Origin of the sequence: Phyllobacterium sp. NPDC097923, assembly GCF_044760925.1 — a bacterium.
GTDB lineage: Bacteria > Pseudomonadota > Alphaproteobacteria > Rhizobiales > Rhizobiaceae > Phyllobacterium > Phyllobacterium calauticae.
Map to the genome: position 1 here is coordinate 37,893 of NZ_JBIWBL010000006.1, position 22,613 is coordinate 60,505.

Annotated in this window: 20 protein-coding genes; 12 read left to right on the plus strand and 8 right to left on the minus strand. The window is 55.1% G+C overall.

Annotation, left to right across the window (positions count from 1 at the left end; all coding sequences use genetic code 11):
• Positions 1–121: 121 nt before the first annotated feature.
• The 7 genes from ACIQWS_RS22045 (at position 122) to ACIQWS_RS22075 (ending at position 8,663) form a co-directional block, all read left to right on the plus strand.
• Positions 122–1,369 carry an extracellular solute-binding protein gene (locus tag ACIQWS_RS22045; RefSeq protein ID WP_403184316.1) on the plus strand — a complete coding sequence of 416 codons (1,248 nt, stop codon included), beginning with the start codon at positions 122–124 and terminating at the stop codon, positions 1,367–1,369.
• 12 nt (positions 1,370–1,381) lie between these two features.
• On the plus strand, positions 1,382–2,326 hold the full coding sequence (locus tag ACIQWS_RS22050; RefSeq protein ID WP_223615318.1) for a carbohydrate ABC transporter permease: 945 nt from the start codon (positions 1,382–1,384) through the stop codon (positions 2,324–2,326).
• Between the two features lies 1 nt (position 2,327).
• Positions 2,328–3,185: a carbohydrate ABC transporter permease gene (locus ACIQWS_RS22055; RefSeq protein WP_403184319.1), complete on the plus strand. Its 858-nt coding sequence runs from the start codon at positions 2,328–2,330 to the stop codon at positions 3,183–3,185.
• A gap of 5 nt (positions 3,186–3,190) precedes the next feature.
• Positions 3,191–4,705, plus strand: coding sequence for an argininosuccinate lyase (gene argH / locus ACIQWS_RS22060; protein ID WP_403184321.1), 1,515 nt, complete (start codon positions 3,191–3,193; stop codon positions 4,703–4,705).
• Positions 4,705–5,739, plus strand: coding sequence for an ABC transporter ATP-binding protein (locus ACIQWS_RS22065; RefSeq protein WP_403184323.1), 1,035 nt, complete (start codon positions 4,705–4,707; stop codon positions 5,737–5,739). The genes argH and ACIQWS_RS22065 overlap by 1 nt, the downstream gene beginning before the upstream one ends.
• Positions 5,736–6,656: a carbohydrate kinase family protein gene (locus ACIQWS_RS22070; RefSeq protein WP_403184326.1), complete on the plus strand. Its 921-nt coding sequence runs from the start codon at positions 5,736–5,738 to the stop codon at positions 6,654–6,656. Before ACIQWS_RS22065 ends, ACIQWS_RS22070 begins: the two co-directional genes overlap by 4 nt.
• Positions 6,657–7,013: 357 nt before the next feature.
• The gene (locus ACIQWS_RS22075; RefSeq protein ID WP_403184328.1) at positions 7,014–8,663 is read left to right on the plus strand and encodes a GMC oxidoreductase; all 1,650 of its coding nucleotides are present in this window, start codon (positions 7,014–7,016) and stop codon (positions 8,661–8,663) included.
• A 174-nt stretch (positions 8,664–8,837) separates the two neighbouring features.
• On the opposite strand, the gene ACIQWS_RS22080 is transcribed toward ACIQWS_RS22075, so the two are convergent.
• The 7 genes from ACIQWS_RS22080 to ACIQWS_RS22110 form a co-directional block, all read right to left on the minus strand.
• Positions 8,838–9,704: a Hint domain-containing protein gene (locus ACIQWS_RS22080; RefSeq protein WP_403184330.1), complete on the minus strand. Its 867-nt coding sequence runs from the start codon at positions 9,702–9,704 to the stop codon at positions 8,838–8,840.
• 245 nt (positions 9,705–9,949) lie between these two features.
• Positions 9,950–10,696, minus strand: coding sequence for a TfuA-like protein (locus tag ACIQWS_RS22085; protein WP_403184332.1), 747 nt, complete (start codon positions 10,694–10,696; stop codon positions 9,950–9,952).
• The gene (locus ACIQWS_RS22090) at positions 10,693–11,949 is read right to left on the minus strand and encodes a YcaO-like family protein (protein ID WP_403184334.1); all 1,257 of its coding nucleotides are present in this window, start codon (positions 11,947–11,949) and stop codon (positions 10,693–10,695) included. Before ACIQWS_RS22090 ends, ACIQWS_RS22085 begins: the two co-directional genes overlap by 4 nt.
• 406 nt (positions 11,950–12,355) lie before the next feature.
• The gene (locus ACIQWS_RS22095) at positions 12,356–12,592 is read right to left on the minus strand and encodes a hypothetical protein (protein WP_403184336.1); all 237 of its coding nucleotides are present in this window, start codon (positions 12,590–12,592) and stop codon (positions 12,356–12,358) included.
• 33 nt (positions 12,593–12,625) lie between these two features.
• A complete protein-coding gene (locus ACIQWS_RS22100; RefSeq protein WP_403184339.1) occupies positions 12,626–14,647 on the minus strand; it encodes a BTAD domain-containing putative transcriptional regulator in 2,022 nt (673 codons plus the stop codon).
• Positions 14,648–14,996: 349 nt separating this feature from the next.
• Complete coding sequence (locus tag ACIQWS_RS22105; protein ID WP_403184342.1) at positions 14,997–15,257, minus strand: hypothetical protein; 261 nt, start codon at positions 15,255–15,257, stop codon at positions 14,997–14,999.
• A 104-nt stretch (positions 15,258–15,361) separates the two neighbouring features.
• A complete protein-coding gene (locus ACIQWS_RS22110) occupies positions 15,362–16,201 on the minus strand; it encodes a LuxR C-terminal-related transcriptional regulator (protein ID WP_403184345.1) in 840 nt (279 codons plus the stop codon).
• Between the two features lie 579 nt (positions 16,202–16,780).
• Here ACIQWS_RS22110 and ACIQWS_RS22115 point away from each other — a divergent pair.
• From ACIQWS_RS22115 to ACIQWS_RS22135, 5 genes are read left to right on the plus strand one after another with little or no spacing between them, the layout of a single operon-like run.
• The gene (locus tag ACIQWS_RS22115) at positions 16,781–17,911 is read left to right on the plus strand and encodes an MraY family glycosyltransferase (protein ID WP_403184347.1); all 1,131 of its coding nucleotides are present in this window, start codon (positions 16,781–16,783) and stop codon (positions 17,909–17,911) included.
• Positions 17,912–17,933: 22 nt separating this feature from the next.
• A complete protein-coding gene (locus ACIQWS_RS22120; protein ID WP_403184351.1) occupies positions 17,934–18,767 on the plus strand; it encodes a glycosyltransferase family 2 protein in 834 nt (277 codons plus the stop codon).
• Complete coding sequence (locus tag ACIQWS_RS22125; RefSeq protein ID WP_403184353.1) at positions 18,764–19,426, plus strand: YdcF family protein; 663 nt, start codon at positions 18,764–18,766, stop codon at positions 19,424–19,426. The genes ACIQWS_RS22120 and ACIQWS_RS22125 overlap by 4 nt, the downstream gene beginning before the upstream one ends.
• Entirely contained in the window at positions 19,423–20,715 is a 1,293-nt protein-coding gene (locus ACIQWS_RS22130) for a hypothetical protein (protein WP_403184355.1), read from the plus strand. Before ACIQWS_RS22125 ends, ACIQWS_RS22130 begins: the two co-directional genes overlap by 4 nt.
• Before the next feature lie 60 nt (positions 20,716–20,775).
• On the plus strand, positions 20,776–21,363 hold the full coding sequence (locus ACIQWS_RS22135; protein WP_403184357.1) for a putative colanic acid biosynthesis acetyltransferase: 588 nt from the start codon (positions 20,776–20,778) through the stop codon (positions 21,361–21,363).
• An 18-nt stretch (positions 21,364–21,381) separates the two neighbouring features.
• Here ACIQWS_RS22135 and ACIQWS_RS22140 read toward each other — a convergent pair whose 3' ends face one another.
• Positions 21,382–22,587 (minus strand): glycosyltransferase, encoded by a 1,206-nt coding sequence (locus tag ACIQWS_RS22140; protein ID WP_403184360.1) that lies wholly within the window; start codon positions 22,585–22,587, stop codon positions 21,382–21,384.
• Between the last annotated feature and the right edge of the window lie 26 nt (positions 22,588–22,613).

The following is a 22,613-nucleotide window of genomic DNA, read 5'->3' on the forward strand; positions in this document are numbered from 1 at the left end:
CGCGGTTGCTGCAGCAGAAACATTGCCATGCGGTGGGATGAGGTCATGGGCATCGCCGATGCCTGGGGAACAAGGAAGCTCTGCATCCGATGATGGATATGGCAGGGCACAGGAGGTTTATATGCGTAAAGGAATTCTATTGGCCGGTCTGCTTGCCGGGGTCGCCTCGTTTGCCGCAAGCACGGCGCAGGCGGTCGAGATCGAATATTGGCAGTATGTGTACGAAACCCGCGTCAAGGCAATGGATCAGCTGATTGCCAATTTCGAGAAGGCCAATCCCGGCATCACCGTCAAGCAGACGACCTTCCCCTATGCCGATTACCAGACACGCATCGTTGCAGCCAATATGGGCGGCAAGGGTCCGGATGTCATGCAGCTGTTTTACGGATGGCTCGACAAGTTCGTTGCGGGCAAGCTGCTGCAGCCGCTGCCGGCCGACACGTTTCCGCACGACAAGATTGAAAGCGATTTCTTTCCCATCGTGACAGCGATGAAGAGGGGCAATGATTACTATGGTCTGCCGACAGCTGTCCGCTCGCTAGCGCTGTTCTACAACAAGAAACTGCTGAAAGAAGCAGGCATTGAAAATCCGCCGAAGACGCTGGACGATTTTGTTGCAGCGGGCGTTGCGACAACCAAGCGCGATGCGGCTGGAAATCTTGTCGTCGCCGGTACCACGCTGGATATGGCAGGGCAGGATCACCAGTGGTGGCGTGAAATTCTCATCCGGCAATATGGCGGCGAACCCTATTCGGCCGACAATACCAAGGTCACATACAACAGTGACGCCGGCATCAAAGCCCTGAAGTTCTACACCAGCCTGCAGACAGAGAAGAAGATCGGCCAGGTCGGCTTCATGGACGAAGGCCAGGCGGCATTTCGCGCAGGCATGGCGGCCATGACCATCGACGGGACTTTCCGTCTCGGCTCCTTCAAGACGATCAACACCTTCGAGTGGGGCGTCACCGAACTGCCAGCCAATGCGGAAGGCGTGCGGTCCAACTATGCGAGCTATTTCGCCAACGGTATCGGCGCACGCGTCAGCGGGGAAAAACTGGAAGCGTCGAAGAAGTTCCTGGCCTATATCTCGTCGCCGGAAGCCATGGACATCTGGCTGAAGACGGTGGGCGAGTTGCCCGCGCGCCGTTCCGCCGCCCTGACGGAAGCCAATCTTGCCGATCCGATCTTTGGCCCGTTCCTCAAGGGTCTTGAATATGCGCATACCACGCAATTCGTCGACGAGGCCGCGCAGCGCCAGACGGCCATGGACATGACCAACCGTGTTCTTCTGGAAGGACAGTCGCCGGAAGCCTCGATTGCCCAGGCGGCAACCGCCGAACAGGCAATCATCGATTCTGCCAAGAAGTAAGGGCACCGTCCAATGGTCTCCACACCTGTCAATACGGAAGGGGCGGTCGCAAGCCGCCCCACCGGGCCCGTGTGGGACCGGCTGTCCATGAAAACCAAACGGCTGATCTGGGTTTGGTCGTTTCTCGCCCTGCCCATCCTGTTCTATAGCGTCATCCGTTTCTATCCGACGCTGCAAGCCTTCTGGCTGTCGCTGACCGATTGGGATCTGATGCGGCCTCCGGTGTTCATCGGTCTGGGCAATTACGAGCGGTTGTTCACCGATCCGCAGTTCTGGAAAGTCTTCCGCAATACCTTCACCTATCTTCTGATCGGCACGCCGATCAGCCTGCTTCTTGCATTCACCATTGCTTACTATCTCGATCGCGTGCGGTTCATGCACGCCTTCATCCGGGCGTTGTATTTCCTGCCGTTTCTGACCACGGCAGCCGCCATGGCCTGGGTGTGGCGATGGTTTTATCAGCCGGCGCCGATCGGTGTCATCAATGATGTCCTTGGGCTTTTCGGCTTGCCGCAGCAGCCCTTCATCCGATCGGTCAGTCAGGCGCTGCCATCCATCATGGTGACGTCGATTTGGGCTGGTCTTGGCTTCCAGATCATTATCTTCATGGCTGGTCTGCGCGCCATTCCAGGTACCTACTATGAAGCCGCCCGTATCGATGGGCTTGGCGAGTGGGCCATTCTGCGCCGCATTACCTTGCCGCTGCTCAAACCAACGACTGTCTTTCTGGTGGTTTTTTCCTCCATCGGCTTCCTGCGGATTTTTGACCAGGTCTACAACATGACCACCAACGATCCCGGTGGTCCGCTGGGTTCGACGAAGCCCCTGGTGCTGATGATCTTCCAAACAGCCTTTTCATCCTACCAGATGGGTTATGCGGCGGCACAGACGGTTGTCTTGTTTTCCATCCTGCTGGTGGTGTCATTGCTGCAGCTGCGCGTCTTGAGGGATAAATGATATGACGAGTGCTACGCTCCCGAAGCCGGCAGGATTGTACCGCGCCAACATAAAACCCACGCAGATCATTGTCTGGACGCTTCTTCTGATCGGCGGTCTGATCATGATCACGCCGCTGCTGTTCATGTTCTCCACCTCGCTGAAGACGGCAGGTCAGGTCTACGATCTGCGCATCATTCCTGCAGCGCCGACATTGGAGAACTATGCCAAGGTGTTGCTGGACGGCCGCTTCATGCGCTGGTTTCTCAATTCCAGCATTGTCGCCGTCACGGTGACGCTTTCCAACGTTTTCTTCGACAGCCTTGTCGGCTACACGCTGGCCAAGTTCGAATTCCGCGGCCGCTACCTGATCTTCCTCGCCATCCTGTCGACCCTGATGATACCGACCGAGATGCTGGTTATTCCGTGGTACCTGATGTCAAGCCAGCTCGGTTGGCTGGATAGCTATTGGGGCATCATGTTCCCGGGCATGATGACGGCTTTCGGGACTTTCCTGATGAAGCAGTTCTTCGACACCATCCCCAACGACTTTCTGGAAGCTGCGCGGATCGATGGGCTGAACGAGTTCCAGATCTGGTGGAAGGTGGCGATGCCGCTGGTTACGCCGGCGCTGTCTGCTCTTGCCATTTTCACCTTCCTTGGCAACTGGACGGCGTTCTTCTGGCCGCTGATCGTGACCACGAGCAAGGAACTCTACACGCTTCCCGTCGGCCTCTCGAGCTTTGCCGTCGAACAGTCGATCCAGTGGGAGCTGATCATGACTGGTGCTGCCATCGCCACGCTGCCGACGCTCATCGTTTTCCTGGTGCTGCAGCGCTACATTGTGCGCGGCGTGATGCTGGCCGGACTGAAAGGATAATCGCCATGACGTTGAATGATCCGCGTCTCTCGGACAAAAGTATCTTCCCCGATCCGGTCTACAAGGAAGCGGTGCTGCGACCTCTGTTTGACGGCGCCAAGTCGCATCATGTCGATGGCTTCCGTCGCATCGACCGCGCCCATCTGGTGATGCTGGTGGAAACCGGCATCGTCGAGCGTAATCAGGCCGCCAAGATCGGGGCAGCGCTCGAAGCCATTGACCGCGACATCGATCCGGCCTCGCTCGTCTATACGGGGGAGGTGGAGGACTTCTTCTTCCTGATCGAGAAGGAATTGAAACAACGGATTGGCGCCGATATTGCAGGACGCCTCCACACAGCCCGTTCGCGCAATGATATCGATCATACGCTTTTCAAGCTTGGGTTGAAGACGCGCATCGATGCACTGATGGGCAAGGCGCGCCATCTGCTTGATACCCTGATCGATGCCGCCGAGCGCGAGAAGGCAACCCTGATCGTTGCCTATACCCATGGCCAGCCGGCCCAGCCGACGACCTTCGGTCATTACCTGTCTGCCGTCATCGAAGTTTTGATACGCGACATGAACCGTTTCGAGGAAGCGCGGCAGATCGTCGATCTCAGCCCCATGGGTGCCGCAGCGATCACCACCTCCGGATTTGCAATCGATCGCGCCCGCGTGGCGGAGCTTCTCGGTTTTTCCGCTCCCTTGCGCAATTCCTACAGCTGCATCGCCGCGGTCGACTATATCACCTCCACCTACAGTGCCATCGAATTGCTGTTCCTGCACCTTGGCCGCCTGATCCAGGATTTCCAGTTCTGGACGAGCTTTGAAGTGGGGCAGGTCTATGTCCCGAATGCGCTGGTGCAAATCTCGTCGATCATGCCGCAGAAGCGCAATCCGGTGCCCATCGAGCACATGCGGCTGCTGGCAAGCCAGACATTCGGCCGGGCGCGTACCGTGCTTGACGTCATGCACAACACTCCCTTCACCGACATGAATGACAGCGAGGGCGAAACCCAGTCGATGGGCTATGAGGCCTTTGTTTCCGCCGGGCGCGTTCTTGATCTCATGGCGTCCTTCGTGTCGGCGATCCGCATCGATTCCGAGCGCGTCACCGGCAATATCCGCCGCTCCTGCATTACCATCACCGAACTTGCCGATTCACTCGTGCGTCGCGAAGGCCTGTCGTTCCGGGAAGCACATGAAATCGCCGCCACGGTCGCCAAGGCAGTCGTTGCCAAACAAGGCGATCTGCCCACCGACGGTTTCGAGCCGTTTGCGGCGGCCTTCGAACGTGCGACCGGGCGCAAGCCGGCGGTTGATCGCGATCAGTTCGCGGAAATCGTATCGCCGGACTATTTTGTCCGTGTCCGCAGCCGGTTCGGCGGTCCTGCCGCAGAGCCCATGGCCGAGGCGTTATCGTCCTATCGCGACAGGGCTTCGGCGTTCGCGAAATTGGCTGCCGATCACGCAGCCAGCGAGAGCCGGGCGGCGCATGAACTTGATAGCAATTTCAAAGCATTGGTAGGAGCTGCCTGATGGCGACAATTGAACTTCAGGGCCTGGTCAAGCGCTATGGCAAGACCGACGTTGTCCACGGGATCGACCTTGAGATCGCCGATGGCGAATTCGTTGTCTTCGTCGGTCCGTCCGGCTGCGGCAAATCAACGACGCTGCGGATGATTGCGGGCCTCGAGGATATTTCCGGAGGCACGCTGCGTATCGGTGGTGATGTGGTCAACGAGCGGGAACCCAAGCAGCGCAACATTGCCATGGTGTTCCAGAACTATGCCATTTATCCGCACCTGACCGTCCGGCAGAATATCGGCTTCGGTCTTTACACCTCGAAAATGTCGAGGGAGGACAAGGACAAGCGCATCGATGAGACTGCCGAAATGCTTGGGCTGACCGCCTTGCTCGAACGGCGTCCCTCGGCATTGTCCGGCGGACAGCGCCAGCGCGTCGCCATCGGCCGTGCAATGGTGCGCAATCCCTCCGCTTTCCTGTTCGACGAGCCTCTGTCCAATCTTGACGCGCAATTGCGGGCGCAAATGCGCATCGAGGTCAAACGTCTGCATCAGCGGCTGGGCACGACCATCGTCTATGTCACCCACGATCAGGTGGAAGCCATGACCATGGCCGACCGGATCGTGGTCATGCGCGACGGCCATATCCTGCAGACCGGAACGCCCATGGAAATCTACGAAAACCCGCTGGATGTGTTTACCGCAAAGTTCATCGGCAGCCCCTCAATGAACCTCATTCCAGGGCGCCGGACAGATAGGGGCGGCGCTGTGGAAGCCGGTGGCACCATGCTGATCGGTATTCGCCCGCACGATCTGGTGATCGGGGAGGCCGCGCCGGGCAGTTTCAAACTGGAGGGTGTCGTGTCGGCGGTCGAGCCGCTTGGATCCGAAACGCTGGTGCATTTCGATGTCGCCGGACAATCGGTCATTGCAACAGCACCGGGCAAACTGATCCCGGCGACAGGAAGCATGGTCACTGCTTATGCCGCGCCTACGGCACTCTATCTCTTCGATGCAAAAACCGAGAAGTCGCTGGGCCGTTTATGAAATCCAATTCAGCCGAAATGAACGCCGTTCTGAGTATCGGCAGGATTTACTGTGACCTGATTTTTACCGGGCTTGAGACAATGCCGGTGCTCGGGCGTGAAGTCTTTGCCAGCAACATGGCCATCACCGGCGGCGGCGGCGCGTTCATCGTCGCGGCCTATCTGGCCCATACGGGCAGGACCACGGCGCTTCTTGCTCGGCTTGGTACGGACTCCCTGTCGGTGGGACTGCTGGATCAACTCGCGACAAGCGGCATTGATCTGCGCTTTCTTGAACAAGCACCGGATGCCGGTCCCCAGGTCTCCGTTGCGATCAATCACAGTCATGAGCGGGCGTTCCTGTCACGCCGGGCCGGTTCAGCGCGGCCGGCGGCGTTGCTGCCGGCTCTCGCCTGGGAAAAGGCGACGCATCTTCATATCGCTGAATATGCCACTCTCGTTGAGATCCCCGATCTGGTTCGGAATGCGAAGGCGCATGGCCTGACGGTTTCTCTCGATCCCAGCTGGGATGAGACCCTGATTTTCGATCCTGCCTTTATCGGAAACTGCATGGGGGTGGACATCTTCCTGCCGAACGAAGAAGAGGCGACGGCGATCACCGGCCTGTCCGACCCGGTTGAAAGCCTGCGCAAGCTCGCTGAAGACTTTCCGATCGTTGTCGTCAAATCCGGCGCGCGCGGCGCCCATCTGATGATGGATGGCCGTTATTTCTACAGCGTTGCTCCGAGCGTCGCGGTCGTTGATACGACTGGTGCAGGCGATGCATTCGATGCAGGATTCATCAATGCCTGGCTCAACAGGCTGGATCCGCAATCCTGCCTCAATGCCGGTGTTGCTCTGGGAAGTTTGGCTGTCCAGGCTGCTGGCGGCGCCACAGCACTCGGGCAGGCAATCGATGTAACTTGCATCGCGTCATAGTTACGGGCTGTCCGAGCCTGCATTTCGGGAAATGCCTTGGCACATCAGGTCTCAAGAGAAATGACGCGTTGCTTTCGATTTTATCTAATCGGCTGTGTAAACAGTAGCCCGAATGGGGAGGGCGCTACTCAAAAGGGCTACTTGTCCTAACCGTCGCAGCATATTCCGCTTCGAGGCCATCCGGCCCTATAATCGCCTTCAAATTTCCAATGGGGACAGACAAGCCGCCAACCGGCGGATTGTCGCTGTGAGCAATAACTTTCGTCTTGCTCGTTCTGGCTTGAGGTCGATCGGCAATGGAACACGCCATATCGCTCAATATTGTTTTAAGCTTTGCTCAATCCGGGCTTTCACGCCATGTTTGTTGACGCCAGAGAACTTCCAGCGGGTTCGGTCCTGGATGCCGCGATATGCATCGTTGGCGGTGGCGTTGCAGGGATTACGCTTGCGCTCGAATTCCAGAAGCGGGGCATTGAAACAATCGTTCTCGAAGGCGGCGGACTGAACTTCAACGCCGCGTCGCAATCCCTTTACCAAGGCGAAAACCTTGGCATCCCTTACGACCTTCAAGCGACCAGAACCCGGCAATTCGGAGGCAGTTCAAATTGCTGGGGCGGGTGGATACGACCGTTCATCGGCATTGATTTTGAGCCGCGGCACTGGGTTCCCAATAGCGGCTGGCCATTTGATCTGACAGAGATGCAGCGGTTCTATGCCCGCGCAAGTAACCTGGTCCAGGTCAACAATCACGGTTTTGAACCGCAGTTCTGGCACAAACACCTCGTGGGTGACCGTTCCATACTGCTGGAGCTGAATGACGCCTCGCTTGAGACAATGGTGAGCAAGTTTAGCCCGCCGACACGTTTTGGCCGCGACTATGAAGTGTTTCTACGCGCCGCCCAAACAACGAAAGTGTTGCTGAATGCCAATGCGACAGAGATCGCGACGCTTGAAGATCCGTCAATCGTGACCGGCGTGCATGTGGCGACATATGGGCAAAAGATGATGTTCGTGCGGGCGGAAAGAGTCATTCTAGCCGCAGGCGGGATCGAAAACGCGCGTCTTCTCCTGCTTTCCAATCGGCGCGATCAGCGGGGGCTTGGTAATCAGCACGATGTGGTCGGCCGCTATTTCATGGAGCACCCGCGTATTCGCCGCGGCCAGATGATACCTGCGGTCAATGCCGCCGCGTTTCGCTTTTATGATGCCCGCTACACCTATCACAACCCCAAGCTAGCCGTGGATGGTACAAGCGCAAGCGCGCATCTCGGCTTGACGGAACAGGTGCAGCGAGATGAACAACTGGTGCAGTGCCGTACCTATTTCCGGGCATGCCGGGCGGGCGAGGACAGTACGCTGACCGAGCGGTTCCACGAGATATACAATGCCGTCCGGTGGCGGCATTATCGCGACTTCAAACTGAGAACGTTTGCCACTGTTGCGCTTGGCAGCCCCAATCTGATGGCTTCCTTGCTTTATCGGAAGCTGAGGCTTGCCGCGAAGTCCGATTATTTTCAGATCGAGAGTGTTATCGAGCCCGTTCCCAACAGGGAGAGCAGGGTCACACTGTCGGAGCAACGGGACAGGTTGGGCCTCAACCGGGCAGCGCTTGATTGGCGCGTCGGTGATCTGGAAAAACACACTCATTCACGGATGTTGGGATTGATAAAGGATGAGTTTGAAGCGTCCGGCGTCGGACATGTCGATCTCGAACAGTCGACTGCAGAGCCTGAGCTTTCGATCATCGGATGCAATCATCATATGGGAACCACCCGGATGCATATCGACCCGCATATGGGCGTCGTTGACCAGAACTGCACGGTGCATGGCATCCACAACCTGCACATCGCCGGCAGTTCAGTGTTTCCGACCTGCGGCAATGATATGCCGACACTGACAATTGTCGCGCTGGCGTTGCGCCTTGCCGATCATATCAAGGCTCTGCAAGGCGTTCACGAGAGTATCGCAGCTTTTGGGACGGGCGAGGAACGCGCTGCGGCCGTGTAACGAACAGATGGGTTCCGGCCAGGCAAGCGCATTCCGGGGTGCCGGGAACGCTTTGCAAATAACATCCAAAAATTATTGTTTAACGTTTATAAGCAGGTGTTCCCGGAAGAAAACACCTGCTTATAAAACTCAACCTGTTGCGTATGACCGCATTCTTGCCGTGGCGCTACGCGCTTAGGCGGTGTCGTGCAGTTGGCCTGCGCCGGCGGTTTCCTGTGCACGCAGGTCAAACCTGTCGCGGGCGCGCTGAACCGGGTCACGCAAGCCCATGAAACGGGGTATGCCGAGACGCAGAAGAGCCATCAGGTTCTCGCGCCCGCCCTCATAACCAACGATCGGTGCGAACGGCACCATGGGTGGGCAGAGGCCTGCAGGGTAGAGCCGCGTGTATTCAGCGAAGTTTGTAAAGCTTTCATGATTGCTGTCGCGAAGCAGGAAGGTTTCGGCAGGTGCGCCCTCGGCGAAGATCACCTCATGGGTATCAAGCACAATGTGGAAATATTCGATGATCTGACGGTCAGCGGGAAGGGATGGTGCAATGGAGAGGCCGTTGACCAGGTCTTTTGCACGGATGAGAACGCCATCGATATACAGCGCGTGATTGGGGGAGAGGTAGAGATCCGAGTGGGGTGTTCGTTGATCAAAAGCGTGGCGTGAAATACGGATTGGCATCACGCTGGCTGCCCAGGACGGGCTGTTCCTTTTGTAAACCTGGCGCCCTATCCATCTCACGCTGGCAGCTTTGCCGTTCATGGTTTCAACGGTATCGCCGATCTGAAGATTTTCAATGCAAACCTCACCTGTCGGAGTCTTGATGGATGTCCCCCGCAGAAAACAGTTTTGATTGTTGCCGCCCGGGTTATGGCTGGGCTCGCCGCTATGTCTCCACCATTTCCGTCCCATAGCCCGCGCGGGGAGGGAAGACATGGCCGTGGCCAGGCCGGTGATTGCCGCGACCTTGACGCTTGTGGAAACCACCACGCCAAGAAAGTGTCGTCGCGCGTGGCTGAGTGGCCGGTGCCGCTCTGTAGTTGGTGACATAGTCCCCTCCGTGGTTACAGTGCAACTTTCAATCCAAATATTCCGATGACCATCCTATAGGAAAGCACGGCGGGAAACGCTTTGGATTTTGGCGGCTGTCCGATGCTGAAATCGGCCTACTGGGTGCTGAAAAAAACCAACCAGGAGCGAAAGCCGCATCCTTTTGGAGGAGGGATCATACATCTAAGATGTGCTGGCGCTTACATCTTCCAAGGATAGGCTTTTTGCCGCCCCGGTTGATCGCCTCAGTGCTGAGCCCGGAGTTTTTGCCACTGCGTCGTTTCGTTGAACAACCAGCCGGTAAGAGGCTCCCCTGACTTCTTGGCTTCGTCCGGGTGTTTACCTTCGAGCAGCACTTTCAACAAGGCTTGTGCATCCTGTCTTTTGACATTGCGAATGAAAGGTTTCAGCCGTTCGGCGGCGTGAGCGATATCGGAAGCCAGGACGTCGAATATACAAGCCCAGCTCCTGTCCTTGAAGAACACTGCATTGGCTTTGTCGCGGATCAGCGCATGTTCCTCGGGAACGATCGCCGACGCAGCCAATGCGGCATCCAGGGTGGCATCTATAGTGACCATGGCTTCCGTGAAGGCGGTATAGCCAAACTCGGCCGGCGCGTGCACTTGTGCCACTGCGGCGTCGTCTTCCAGTCCGCCGAAAGCGTAGCGCGCAAAAACATCCCCGATACCGATCATACCGAATGGATGACATTCGGCAGCGCGCAGCGCGCCCATGCTCGCTGCGCCGAGGACCGTAACGCCGCGCGAAAGCGCATACAGTATTTCCTTGTGCCAGACCGCAGCAACGTCCTCAAATCGGCCGTCGATCAACCCGATCACGTTGTAACCTTCGTCCACCGCACGGGTGAGATCACCGCACTTCGCAGGGCCTCGACATGTCAATGAAAGATGGGGCAGCAACCGGTCTTCGTTTGAGCGCAGCGGTACAAACTCGGTTCCCGAAAGACTTGGGCCTGCAAACAGGATCTTCATTGCAGCAACATGGCGTTCAACGCCCTTCCACCAAAGCGATGTTTGCGTATGCCGGCCGGACTTTCCAGCTCATTGATCAGGACGCGGCAAACCGACATTCCGCACTCTTCGCCGCCGAGCGGAACAACGATCACACTGCCGATACCGCGTTTGCGCAAAGGGTCGAGATAAGTATCGAGACGAGCGCGCTGAGACGGCACCGGTTCATCAAACTGCCAATGAGCCCTTGGCTCTGCGTTTATATAAACACCAAGGTCCGGAGCGAGGCGCTGTGCATATTCCGAGGGGTCGAAATCATCCCGCGCGCCTGAAATATTGGTGATACGCGTCTGGGCCGCTTCGGTGATCGCCCGCATGGCGGCCACGCGCGGCGACAGGTGGCAACCATAACCCGCAGCAAGATCGAAATGCAGATAGGTGCCCTTCCGTGCGACGGGGTTGATGGTTGCCATGAATACCGGAAGGTCAATATCGGAACGAATATCGAAAAGACGCAGCAGAAAACCCGCCTGCGTAATCCTCTCCGCCAGCCAGCTGATGCCGGCATCTGAGAACACGGCGGGGTCAACGCATTGGGCATGGACTGCGCCGTCACGCTTGAAACGCCATAATTCGGTGGCATCGCGTTCAACCCGCTCGCACAGGCCATGAATAACAGCTTCAAGCAGGCAGTTGCCCGAGGCAAGGCCATCGGTTGACTGGCAGTAATGGCGAGACTTTCGCGCCGATGTAAAATCCAGTGATACGAGTTCTCTCGGAACGAAAACCTTGCTTTTTTTCAGAAGGTCATAGCCCTCGAGCCATTCATCAACCGCGTCGGACGCAGGCTCATCAGCGTCCTTCATGACCAGCATCCGGCCGTCAAAGACTGCTTTGCCGGCATGCAGTAAATCCCGGCGGGCGGCGTTGATCGACGCGAGCGGTATGTTTTCGGCTATGGCAATCTCAGCCGCTTCCATCACAGCGGAAGCGCGCGCGTGAGCTGTGGTGATCCCCTTGCCCTGGCTTACCGCCAGGGTCTTGCTGTTCGGGCGAACCGCCATCCACACGGGGATTCCTATCCGGTCCAGCCCTGTTGTCTCTGCCAGCCGGACAATACCCAAACGGGAAAAATACGGGCGCAATTTCTGCACCGTCAAATCTGCGTCCATCAATCTTGTCGAAGACTGATGTTCCACATTGGCGGCGGAACAAAGATTCACTTCGTCCGCCGCCAGCCTATCCAGAATTGAAGTCTCGGCCAATTGCTCCATTGTTACTCCAGCGAACCGATATCATCGTGACCATATCGATAAATGCGATGATCCTCTGGAATAGCGCAGCCTATTGCAAGGGGCTCGCGGACGATAGTCTTTCTGAGGGTCCGTTCCTGTAACCTTCAGTAATCATTATGTTTTCTGAACGGCTACTTATAGTCTTTATGAAGTCGTGCCCGGCCGATCCAGAGCATTCAATCATGCTCCGATCAAGACTCTCAACGGTTTTTTCTTCCAGATTGACCAGCCAAAGCGTGTCTGTCTCGGGCTCATCGATAATGTAAAACTTTGCCATGCGAGTAACCTTTCCATGAAGGAGAACCACATAGCAACCGTACGTTGATTCGTTTCTAGATCAATTCATTATTATTGATGAGCTTTCTTATCCAACGACATTTCTATTTTACTTAACTGTCGGGTCAGTAACTGACATTTTCACATCCGCGCCCGTTCGGCTATTTGTGGCGATCGCGATACTTATGCCCTTGATGAGCGTCAATCCGTTTTTCCGAGCTGTATTGATTGTTTCGATAACGGGTCCTGCAGCAATGCCGCTCAACTTCTCAACGCGGCTTTCGCTCGTGTTAACAAGCCAAAGTTCATCAGTCCCGGCTTCCCCGATGATAAAATACTTTTCCATGCATGTTTTCCCCTGTTTGGATTGGACGTTTTGTCACTGGAATCCCGCTTCGCGTAAAGATTCTTCATACATCCTACGGTGGGCAGGCACTCTGAGGCTCATCGACTTTACCCATTCATCAATTCGGAACGACGGGTTATCTTGCAGAGCATAGTTTCTGTATTCTGCGGCTTGTTCGTGTTCACCCAATCTTGCACAGCACGCAGCCATCAAGCGGGCTGCCGCTCGCGGGTTTTTCATCTTCTGAATAAACGCGATGGCCTCGGCATAACGATCGAGATAGTGAAAGGTGCCTGCGCCGACCCAATAGTAATAATCCGGTGCCAGCGGGTTTAAAGCGATCGCATGCTGGATTTTGCTGAGAGCCAACTCAAGCTCGCCGGAATGGGTCAAGGCATCGGCATAATCAGCAAGAAGGTCGGCGTGTTGCGGGTTGAGCGCTTCGCTCTGATCAAAATATTCCAGACTTTCGTCATACTTGCCAAGATACATATTGATGGTGCCAAGCTCACGCAAAGGGCGCTCGTCATCCGGGTCGTTTGGCGCGGCTTTCTTGGCGATCTGCTCGCCCTCGAGCAGAATATCCTTTTCATTGCGCGCCAGAACAAGCCATTCGCGCTGCATCGTTCGCGCGACACCGCTCAGCGCCGGCACAAAGTCTGGCGCTGCGGTCAAGGCGTTCTTGAAAGCGTCCCGCGCCGTGCGGACTTTTGTAAGATCCAGGCTGTCGATCTCTCGCTTGCCGACAAGGTACCAGTAATAGGCATCGGGATTCTGAATCAGCCTGTTGTAGCGATCCAGCTCTTCTCTTTCGATGGTGGAAACGATGGATAGAACGATGCGCATGGACAGATGGCGGTACTGCTGTTCGGGCAATGTATAATCAAATTTCTGCTTTTCCGCCCAGACGATCTCCCGCGTACGCGTGTTGATGAGTTTTACCGACAGGAAACAAAAGCCATCGCCGCGCATGAGCCTGCTGTCGAAAACAAAGTCCACACCCAATTGTTCGTGAAGGTCAGAAAAGCCATTGATGCTGGATTCCGTGACAACCCGGATGGACGTATAAGGCGCAACCACTGACAGTGTACGCAACCGGCATAGTCCTATCGTGATATCGTCAACCAGAGAAGCGGCCAATTGCTCCATGGGGTCTGCAAGGGTTTGCGGCAGATACAATACAATGATTTTCGGCAGTATGGGTTGCTTCGATAATTCGAGTGTATTTGACGGCTGAAGAAAATACGACCGGTGATGGTCCGCATCATTGAGAGACAAAGACCCCAGCAGCGGTGCATGACTGACAACTTGCGGCAGGTTGAGAGATCGTTTCGAATGGAGATTCTGGTAAAGCTCGATTGTTTCGGCCTCTGGATCGATATCCAGGTCATCGCGTAATTTTTTAGCGCATTCCCGGAAGGTTCTCTCGATCATTGTGATCATCCCGAGTTGGGATGCAGTTTGCATGAGCGTGCGATAGCCCATCTCCTGGTAGGGATCGATTTCGATCAGCTTGCGTGCACATTGCCGCCTCTCATCGATGTTGAAATGGGGCAGATCAAGACCGGACCGTAGAGTAAGGATCACGTCGTCACGAAGTTTAGCGCGTTTGATATCCAGCCATTCATCGAAATCAGAGTTGTCTGGTTCATTCTGCGCCAGAAGATCGCCGTGATAAAGTTCGGAAATCTTGAGGGCGGATTCTGGGCCTCCTTGTTCGGCGCAGTTGAAAAACTCGACAAGGTCTATTTCGAGAAGGCCTTGACTGACGGAGGCTAGATTGAGCCTGACATAGGCAGCATCGCTTTCAATAAGGGTGATGCCGAATTGTTCCTGAAATCTGCGAATGCGCGCGAGGCTTTGACGCAAGTTCATGCTCGCGTGGGCTTGGTCAGTTTCCGACCAGAGTATTTGTGCCAGTTTAGCGCGCGATACCGAGTGGCGGTTGCTCTCCAGGAGGATGTAGGTGACAATGCGCAGGAAGTTCGTAGGTGCGCGCGGGACCAAGTGCCCGCCGATACTAACCGTAGCCTCTCCTAAAACCGTCAACCGCATGATGGCTAAAGCCCCCGTATGTCACCCTTATTTATGATTAGAGATGCGTATTATTGTTGTTTACTTCCTGTCCTCGCAATCAAATCTACTATAGCTTGCAGTAGTTCTCTATAGTAATTATCAACCTAAGTCGTAATAAATTGGAATTAAGCAGGGTGGTCGTCATTTCACCCAATGATGTATGATGAGCTTAAAATTACCCCGAAATGGTTGATTTTGATATAAAATGCGTTCGGCCTTGGATTGCTTCAAGCTGGGCGCGAATGGGTGATATAACGAATCAATTATAAATAAGTCAATTTTATTGATTCATTGTATTTTATTTTTAAATTATTTGGTATTCATATATTTATGATTTTCCATAAATATATGAATACAAAATATAGTGCTTATATACCAAAGATACTGGAAATATATTTACATTGAGTGATGTCGGCAATGTTGGGGAGTATTCCGCGTCAGTGCGTATCGCCGTTGACGAATGCGCGCCAAGCCCGCTCATCCAACTCGCATCGACATTGTGTATGGCCCGGCCGCGGCGCAGGGCATGCACAATGTCGATGGTCAAGGTCGTTTGACGGCCCGCCGCCGGCGGAGAAAGCAGGTTCATAAGCCAACATCCGACATTTGTTGCGTGGGGATGGGTTCGGTTGGGCTGAACAATCCGAAGAGCGCCATGTCATTCTGAGACAGGCCGGTTCACGGCGCTCTCCTTCAGATATTGATCATTAATTCCGTTATCTCCGTATTGCGGCTGAAGGCTCGCTCGGTATTGCGGCTGAAGGCCGATTGCAGAGATTCATGATCAAGGTGATTACGGTATACTGCCGCGGCCTGTGTGCGGTTGTGCACCTTGAGCTTCCGAATGAGATTGTGAACATGGACTTTGACCGTGTGGTCGGAAAGGCTGAGCCGGTCAGCGATGGTCTTGTTTTGCAGCCCTTCGGAGAGAAGCTCGAGAATTTGATGTTCGCGCAACGTCAATGTATCGATTGGCTTGGTGCCGGACATCGGTCCCCTTTTACCCTCCACCAGGGACGGTTGTGTATGGCGGGCGTGGCCGTCCTTCGCCAGTTTTTCCAGCGATTGCATGGCACCGTATGGGTAATATTCACCGCCATTGAGCAGCAGCCATATGGCAGCCAGCCAGATGTCGAGCTTCAAGGTAAACGGAAGCAGTCCCTGGATTCTTCGGTCGCAGAACAACCTGTTCAACCCCTGCGATGCAAATCCGTCGCCATTGATCATGAGCGTGATGGATGCATTCGGAAAACATGTCCTGCAGCGTTCAATACAATCCGGGAGGTCGGTGATCAGCTCGGTCTGCAAAAGGACCAATCCAACGCCCATGTCAGGGTCCTGGGAGTCCGGCAGAAAACTCGACAGTGTTATCCGAATATCAGCGAATGTTCTTTCCAGTGACTTCACAAGTCCTTGAAAGACGACCCCCGTTTCAGCATAAATGAAGATGGCATTTTCAGATTTGCTTTCAAAGTTCTTTCCGGGTTCGTAGGTCACGCATTCACTTATATTAAAAGGTACATTACCGTTCATACTTGCCCCCATTTTTGGCAGGAATAGACCTGCAAGTTTTTTGTTTTTTCTGTTATTTTTTACCCAAGTAATCAATAAGATTGATCTACGTGGAAATGCACATCTGGCATTAATAAAGATTAACTTAGTTATTTGAGAGTGACGCGGGCGTGACTTGACTACGAAGATTGATTATTTGGAGCTGTTTCAGATAGGCCAGATAGTTTGCTTATTCAGGCCGAGGTCATAGTTCCGGTAGTTCAAAGTTTTTACCTGCGGGGGAAATATAGTCTGATAGGCTTGTTATACCAAAGATTTAGTAGGCCTTGCTCGCGAAGTATGTGAAGGAAATGCGGTGCCGGGCAGAAATAATGGCAACCGTGTTTGTGACCGTACTCAAAAGGTCCATGCTACCTCATACTTCAGGCGGACCTTCTCGTCTTTTCTCCTAAATGGAATTGGTTCGAGCGTCGCGCTACCTTTTTGGGAAAAGCATTCACGTCAACAATGAAGGTGATGACACTTGGCATTGGTGAATGCACGACCAAGTGGGGGTAGACCTTGTTGTTCTGGTTCACCAGCTGTTTTGCAACGCTGTCAATGACAGTATTGCTTATAGGATTTCTCAAAAAGGCTTCCCATACATTGGCGCTCGTCGATTATCCGGATAGCCGAAAACAACACGAAAACGTTGTTCCGTTGTGTGGCGGGATCGCGATCTTTTCCGCATTTTTTCTGGTCAGTCTTTTCTCCCGAGGCGTAGCGCCTTTTCCGGTCAGTTTCTGGATCGGGATTCTGATAATCTTGGGCATCGGCGTGATGGACGATCGAACGGAACTTTCGGCTCGAACGCGGCTCGTTGTGCAACTCTTGGCAAGCGCCATTCTGATAATCCCGCTGGCAGCACCGAGTATCTATGTAGCAAACATGCTGCCGCTCGCCCTTATTGGTTCAGCGCTGCCTGTCCTCACAATCATTGCTATTCTGTTCGTTATTGGGCTGGTCAATTCATGGAACATGATTGATGGCGTGGATGGACTTGCAGGTGGTTGTGCTGCAGCTGCCCTTTTCTGGATAAGTCTGCTTTCGTTTTATAAGGGGCTTGGAGAACTGGGCGTTTCCGGCCTTGTTCTTCTCGCTGCGGTTTGCGGTTTTCTCCTGTTCAACATGCGAAGCCCCTGGTCTGCACGGGCCAAAATATTTCTTGGCGATGCCGGCAGTACAGCGCTGGGTGCAGCCATTGCCTATTTGATCATCACTTTGTCGCGCCAGAGCGAGATTGCCTTTCCTGTCTTGCTCTGGATCGTCATTGTGCCGGTCACAGATACCATCAGTCTTATCGTGAGAAGGCTGCATGCGGGGCGCAATCCGCTAACGGCTGATCGCTGGCATCTGCATCACTTGCTGCTGGATAGGTCGCATTCCCACGCGATGACCACAAACATCATTGTGGCATCGTCTGCGATCTGCGGTGGCGTCGGGGCCGTCGGTGTTCTGTTGGGAGCCTCCAATTACCTCATGACATTTGGACTGTTCATACCGGTCATCATTCATTCGGCGTTTGTCTTCGTGTCGAATGGCACCAGCAACACCGTCCGTATGCGTCCGGTAACTATGGGCCAGCTCAATCCTGTTGCGCCAGTTCTTCTCCGCGCGGAGGCGAGCAAGAACTTCGGCACAAATCATCAATCGGCGCAACCGAAACCCGGCATATTGTCGGACCCGGTTTAGCACCTACGAATGGAGTGTTCACGTGTCAGTATCTGTCCTGATCATGACGCTAAATGAGGAAGCAAGTCTTCCGGCCTGTCTGGCATCACTGTCCTGGTGTGACGACATCGTCATTCTGGATTCCTTCAGCACCGATCAAACGCTCGAAATAGCCCGAAAGGCAGGCGCGCGGATTTATCAGCACAAATATGAAACTGAAACCAAGCAGCGCATGTACGGCCTCAAGGAAATAGAGTTCAAGCATCCGTGGGTCTACATGCCGGACGCGGACGAAATTACGCCTGATGATCTACGCGACGAAATGCTGGCGATAGCGCGTGATCCAGACCGGCCGGAGGCACTTTTCCGCGTCCGCTACAAGAACATGTTCATGGGACGCTGGGTCAAGCACAGCAGTCTTTATCCGACATGGATAACGCGGCTGTGCCGCCCGGAGCGGGTGAGATATGAGCGCGAGTGCCATTCGCGTTGCGTGGGTGACGGTCCCACAGGACGGCTGAACTCCCATTTCATCCATTACAGTTTCAGCAAGGGCCTGACTGCCTGGTTTGACAAACATAACAGGTATTCCGGTTTTGAGGCGAAGGAGTCGCTGCAGATCCTGCGCGACAGAGGCATCCCATGGAAGGACTTTTTCAGCCCGGCTCCTGAAGCTCGCCGCAGAGCGCTCAAGGAACTGTCCTATCGGGTGCCGTTCCGTCCAGCGGCCCGCTTTGTCTATATGTATCTGTTGCGAGGCGGATTCCTGGATGGATGGCAAGGCTACCATTATTGCCGGCTTATTGCCGCTTACGAGTACATGATTGTGATCAAGATTCAGGAGCAGCGCCGCCGCGAACATGGTCTTTCGATATGACGCCGCTGCCAGCTTCCATCTCGAAGCGTCGACGCGGTGGTCTGGTTCGCCGCTGGAGGTTCGCCGCCATCCTTTTCCTGGGACTGTTTGCCCTGTGCAGCTATCCCCTGGCAATTGTATTCGCCAACACGCTGCTGAGCGTGCGCAACCCGGCAACCCGGGCGGACATTATTGTTGTTCTGGGCGGGGACGGGCCTGCTCGCGCCGCACAGGCCGCGCGCTTGTGGCGAGCTGGCATGGCGCAGAAAATTCTGATAACCGGCGACGGCGATTGCTACTGGATACGCAAATCCCTGTTGGAATTTGGCGTCGATACCGGATCAATCACGGTTGAGTGCCAGTCAAGAAACACGTGGGAGAACGCGCTTTTCTCCAATCCCATTCTGCAACGCATGCAGGTGCGCAAAGCTATTCTTGTCACCAGCTGGTTTCATTCCCGCCGCGCTCTAAACAGTTTCAAACAGATCGCGTTCAATATCCAATGGCAATCGGTTCCTGTTGAGCCGGACGTTCCCATGTGGCGGATCGCGGTCGAGCAGGACGGCATTCAGATTTTCAAGGAGTACCCGAAGAGCCTCTGGTATGTCTTGCGCTCCTCGTTATGGAAAGATCGCGGCGAACGCGATGCCCGGACCTTTGCCATGGGAATGTTGGCATGAACTGGCTTTTCACATGGCTTATGCTCGTTACCGTTCTCTGGCTGATCGGCTGGGGCCTCCTGCAGCGCGAAAGGCTTTACCAGTTTCCGTTTCTGGTCGGCGTCATCACATTCAGCTTTATCCTGCCGCAGATTCCGGCGCTCGCTGCTGACCCGTTCCTGCCGCAAGGGGCTTATGTCAAGACGATAGCATTCTCGATTCTTTGCCTCATCATGTGCTGGCTCGGATGGTCGGAGAATGCGCAGCCGCTTCGCTTCCTTCAACAGTCCTTTGAAGAAAGGAAGCTCCTGATTGTTTCATTGCTTCTGTCGGTTACGGGCGCATATTTCTACTACAAACTGAGCCGATTACCCGGCGACGTTTCGGTCGGCGTGCAGATGAGCGGCGCTCCGGTGGCATGGCTGTTCTTTGCCCGGTTCATGAGCTATGGCCTTGCTATTGCTGCGCTATGTTTCGCACGCCGCGTTTCCTGGATGGCTGCCATCATCATTGCCGTGGATCTCGTATTCTATCTCGACCGGATAGTGGTGACCGGCAAGCGGGCTGAAGCGGTAGAACTGATTGCGATCTTCGTGCTGGCATATTGGTTCCAAAGATCATGGGTTGTACCGCGGGCATTCGCTATCATCGGCATTGTGATGGGAATGTTGCTGATGAGCTCGATGAGCGATTATCGCGACATAACACGCGCCAACTCGGGACCCATCTGGGGGGATATCTCCCGGATCGATATCACATCCAATTTCGACAATCTGCTGAAAAACGGCGGACCGGAAATGCGCAATGCCATATTGCGCGTTTACAACACGGATATGTCACTGGAATTCGACTATGGCTTGTTTCACTGGAATCGCCTTGTCTTCAACTATGTTCCCGCACAGATTTTTGGCGACAAGTTCAAAACCGCGCTGATGGCAACACTTCCCTCTCTGGGGCGCGAGTACAATCCTTTGACCGGTACTACTGAAACAGGAATGGCTGACGCTTTTCAGTCCTTCTGGTATTTTGGCGCCCTCAAATTTCTCCTTCTGTCCTATATCGTCCGAAGATTGTGGGTCTCCGCGAATGCCGGCGCGACGACGGCCCAGATTGTCTACATGCTGTCGATCGTCCCCGCCATGCATGCCATTTCCCATCAGACGGATTGGGCGCTGATTGTGTGGGTGCATATGCTGATTTTCCTGGTGCCCGCCCTCGCATGGGCGCGGCGTCCAGCATCCCAAGCGCCACCTGTGCAATCTCATGTCATGTCGGCGCCTCTGTATCTTCGCCCGGTCGTATCACACTAAACTTGGATGGTCGGATCGGCAGCTGAACGGCTGAGGCAATGTTTTAAGGGAGATAATGCGATGCGATCACGTTTTGCCGATACAGCCTTGGATACATCAGGAGAGCCATTGCCTCGTTTCGGCGGTGCGACTTTCGCGCTGCGATTCCGGCTGATGCGATTGAGCTGGATGATCTGCTGGACCCTGCTGGCAGCTTGGACCCCTTCGCCGTGCAGCCGCTGGCGCATCTGGTTGCTGAGGCGCTTTGGGGCACGGATTCACCCCACGGCGATTGTTCGCGGCAGTGCGCGGATTTGGTGGCCCGGCAATCTTGTGATGGGACAGCACGCGTCAATGGGGCCAGGTGTGCTTTGTTACAATGTCGCCGAAATAACGTTCGGGGATTTTGCGATCGTCTCGCAGCGTGCCCATTTGTGTACCGGCACCCATGACGTCGATGACAGTGATTTTCCGCTGACCAGCCGATCCATCATCATCGAGGCGAACGCCTGGGTGGCTGCAGAAGCCTTTGTCGGCCCCGGTGTCGTCATCGGGGAGGGCGCTGTCCTTGGTGCGAGAGCCGTGGCCGCGCGCGCCTTGGATCCGTGGACGATCTATGTCGGCAATCCGGCGAAACCGGTGAGGCCACGGCGTGGCGGTCCGGTGTGAACCCCGCCATATGCCGTGTTACGAGGCAGGCAGCGTTGGACGAATGCTCCCCATATAGCCATTGATCGTCGATGCGGCGATCTGCGGCCAGGTATATTGGTCGCGAACGAGCTGACGGCCGTTTCGGCCCATTGCATGTGCCATTCCGGCGTCGCTAAGAATATCGCAAAGACCAGATGCGACGTCATCCGGGGCAAGGGTTACAACCGCGCCGGCGCGAGCTGACCGGACTTCCGGAAAATGACAGGCGTCGCTGATGACCACCGGCAATCCACACGCAAGCGCTTCGAGAATGGCGACGCTGAAGCCTTCCTGGCGACTTGGCAGGCAAAAACAGGTGGCATCAACCAGGGCGCGCAGCTTGTCCTTGCCATAAAGGCCGCCAACCAAATGAACGCGGTCGTTCAGGTGCAACTGCCCGACCAGATTGATGAACGCGTCGCGCGCGCCACCATCCGGACCTGCCACAACCAGATCGACATCGGGATAGGAGTTAGCGATGCGGGCGAAAGCCGTTGCCAGGACATCCAGCCCCTTCTTGGTATGAAGCCGCGATAGAAATAAAATGACGCGTTTGTTGCCGATCAGCGGAAACCGCTCCTTGAAGAACCCGTGCGAGGGAAGCTCTTCGAACTCTTCCAGAAAGACCCCGTTGGGAATGATGAGATTGGGCGATGCGAGTTCGAGCGGTTTCAGCAGTTGCGCTTCGTCTGCATTCAGCGCCAGTATGAATTTGGCGTTGTTCAGCATTGCGCGATAACCCAAAAGCAAGGCAATCCGCTTTTTGAGGGCTTTCTGTTTCAAGCTCCACACGTCAAGCATTCCGTGCGGTTGCACACAATATGGAATGCCTTTGCCATGCGCGATTTTTGCCGCCACCTTGAGCAATGGCTCCCAGACACCGTGGACATGGACGAAGGATGCTGTGTCCAGAATTGCCTGCAATTGCTTGCGCCCCTGCAGGCAAAGAATGCGCTCTTTGATATCCGGATCCGCCAGCAAATGCCACTTTATCGAAGCGAAATGCGGGACAGTATCTGCGGCCTTGAAAGCCCGCCTTTGTATGTCCGGCCCCCCATAACTGACGATATGAACATCATGGCCCTGGTTGGACTGTGCCGCTGCCAAACGGATGCACCCGCCCTGTGGGCCGCCGTGCGCAGGATCAATGGAAGAAATGATATGAACTATACGCATATCGGAACTCTCCTGCTTGGCGTCCATTCAGACAAGGGCTGCATGGGGTGAAT

Excerpts from the sequence above, each read along its gene's own strand:
- ACIQWS_RS22045 (WP_403184316.1), top strand. The coding sequence starts at position 122 with ATGCGTAAAGGAATTCTATTGGCCGGTCTGCTTGCCGGGGTCGCCTCG.
- ACIQWS_RS22050 (WP_223615318.1), top strand. The coding sequence starts at position 1,382 with ATGGTCTCCACACCTGTCAATACGGAAGGGGCGGTCGCAAGCCGCCCC.
- ACIQWS_RS22055 (WP_403184319.1), top strand. The coding sequence starts at position 2,328 with ATGACGAGTGCTACGCTCCCGAAGCCGGCAGGATTGTACCGCGCCAAC.
- argH (WP_403184321.1), top strand. The coding sequence starts at position 3,191 with ATGACGTTGAATGATCCGCGTCTCTCGGACAAAAGTATCTTCCCCGAT.
- ACIQWS_RS22065 (WP_403184323.1), top strand. The coding sequence starts at position 4,705 with ATGGCGACAATTGAACTTCAGGGCCTGGTCAAGCGCTATGGCAAGACC.
- ACIQWS_RS22070 (WP_403184326.1), top strand. The coding sequence starts at position 5,736 with ATGAAATCCAATTCAGCCGAAATGAACGCCGTTCTGAGTATCGGCAGG.
- ACIQWS_RS22075 (WP_403184328.1), top strand. The coding sequence starts at position 7,014 with ATGTTTGTTGACGCCAGAGAACTTCCAGCGGGTTCGGTCCTGGATGCC.
- ACIQWS_RS22080 (WP_403184330.1), bottom strand. The coding sequence starts at position 9,704 with ATGTCACCAACTACAGAGCGGCACCGGCCACTCAGCCACGCGCGACGA.
- ACIQWS_RS22085 (WP_403184332.1), bottom strand. The coding sequence starts at position 10,696 with ATGAAGATCCTGTTTGCAGGCCCAAGTCTTTCGGGAACCGAGTTTGTA.
- ACIQWS_RS22090 (WP_403184334.1), bottom strand. The coding sequence starts at position 11,949 with ATGGAGCAATTGGCCGAGACTTCAATTCTGGATAGGCTGGCGGCGGAC.
- ACIQWS_RS22095 (WP_403184336.1), bottom strand. The coding sequence starts at position 12,592 with ATGGAAAAGTATTTTATCATCGGGGAAGCCGGGACTGATGAACTTTGG.
- ACIQWS_RS22100 (WP_403184339.1), bottom strand. The coding sequence starts at position 14,647 with ATGCGGTTGACGGTTTTAGGAGAGGCTACGGTTAGTATCGGCGGGCAC.
- ACIQWS_RS22105 (WP_403184342.1), bottom strand. The coding sequence starts at position 15,257 with ATGAACCTGCTTTCTCCGCCGGCGGCGGGCCGTCAAACGACCTTGACC.
- ACIQWS_RS22110 (WP_403184345.1), bottom strand. The coding sequence starts at position 16,201 with ATGAACGGTAATGTACCTTTTAATATAAGTGAATGCGTGACCTACGAA.
- ACIQWS_RS22115 (WP_403184347.1), top strand. The coding sequence starts at position 16,781 with ATGACAGTATTGCTTATAGGATTTCTCAAAAAGGCTTCCCATACATTG.
- ACIQWS_RS22125 (WP_403184353.1), top strand. The coding sequence starts at position 18,764 with ATGACGCCGCTGCCAGCTTCCATCTCGAAGCGTCGACGCGGTGGTCTG.
- ACIQWS_RS22130 (WP_403184355.1), top strand. The coding sequence starts at position 19,423 with ATGAACTGGCTTTTCACATGGCTTATGCTCGTTACCGTTCTCTGGCTG.
- ACIQWS_RS22135 (WP_403184357.1), top strand. The coding sequence starts at position 20,776 with ATGCGATCACGTTTTGCCGATACAGCCTTGGATACATCAGGAGAGCCA.
- ACIQWS_RS22140 (WP_403184360.1), bottom strand. The coding sequence starts at position 22,587 with ATGGACGCCAAGCAGGAGAGTTCCGATATGCGTATAGTTCATATCATT.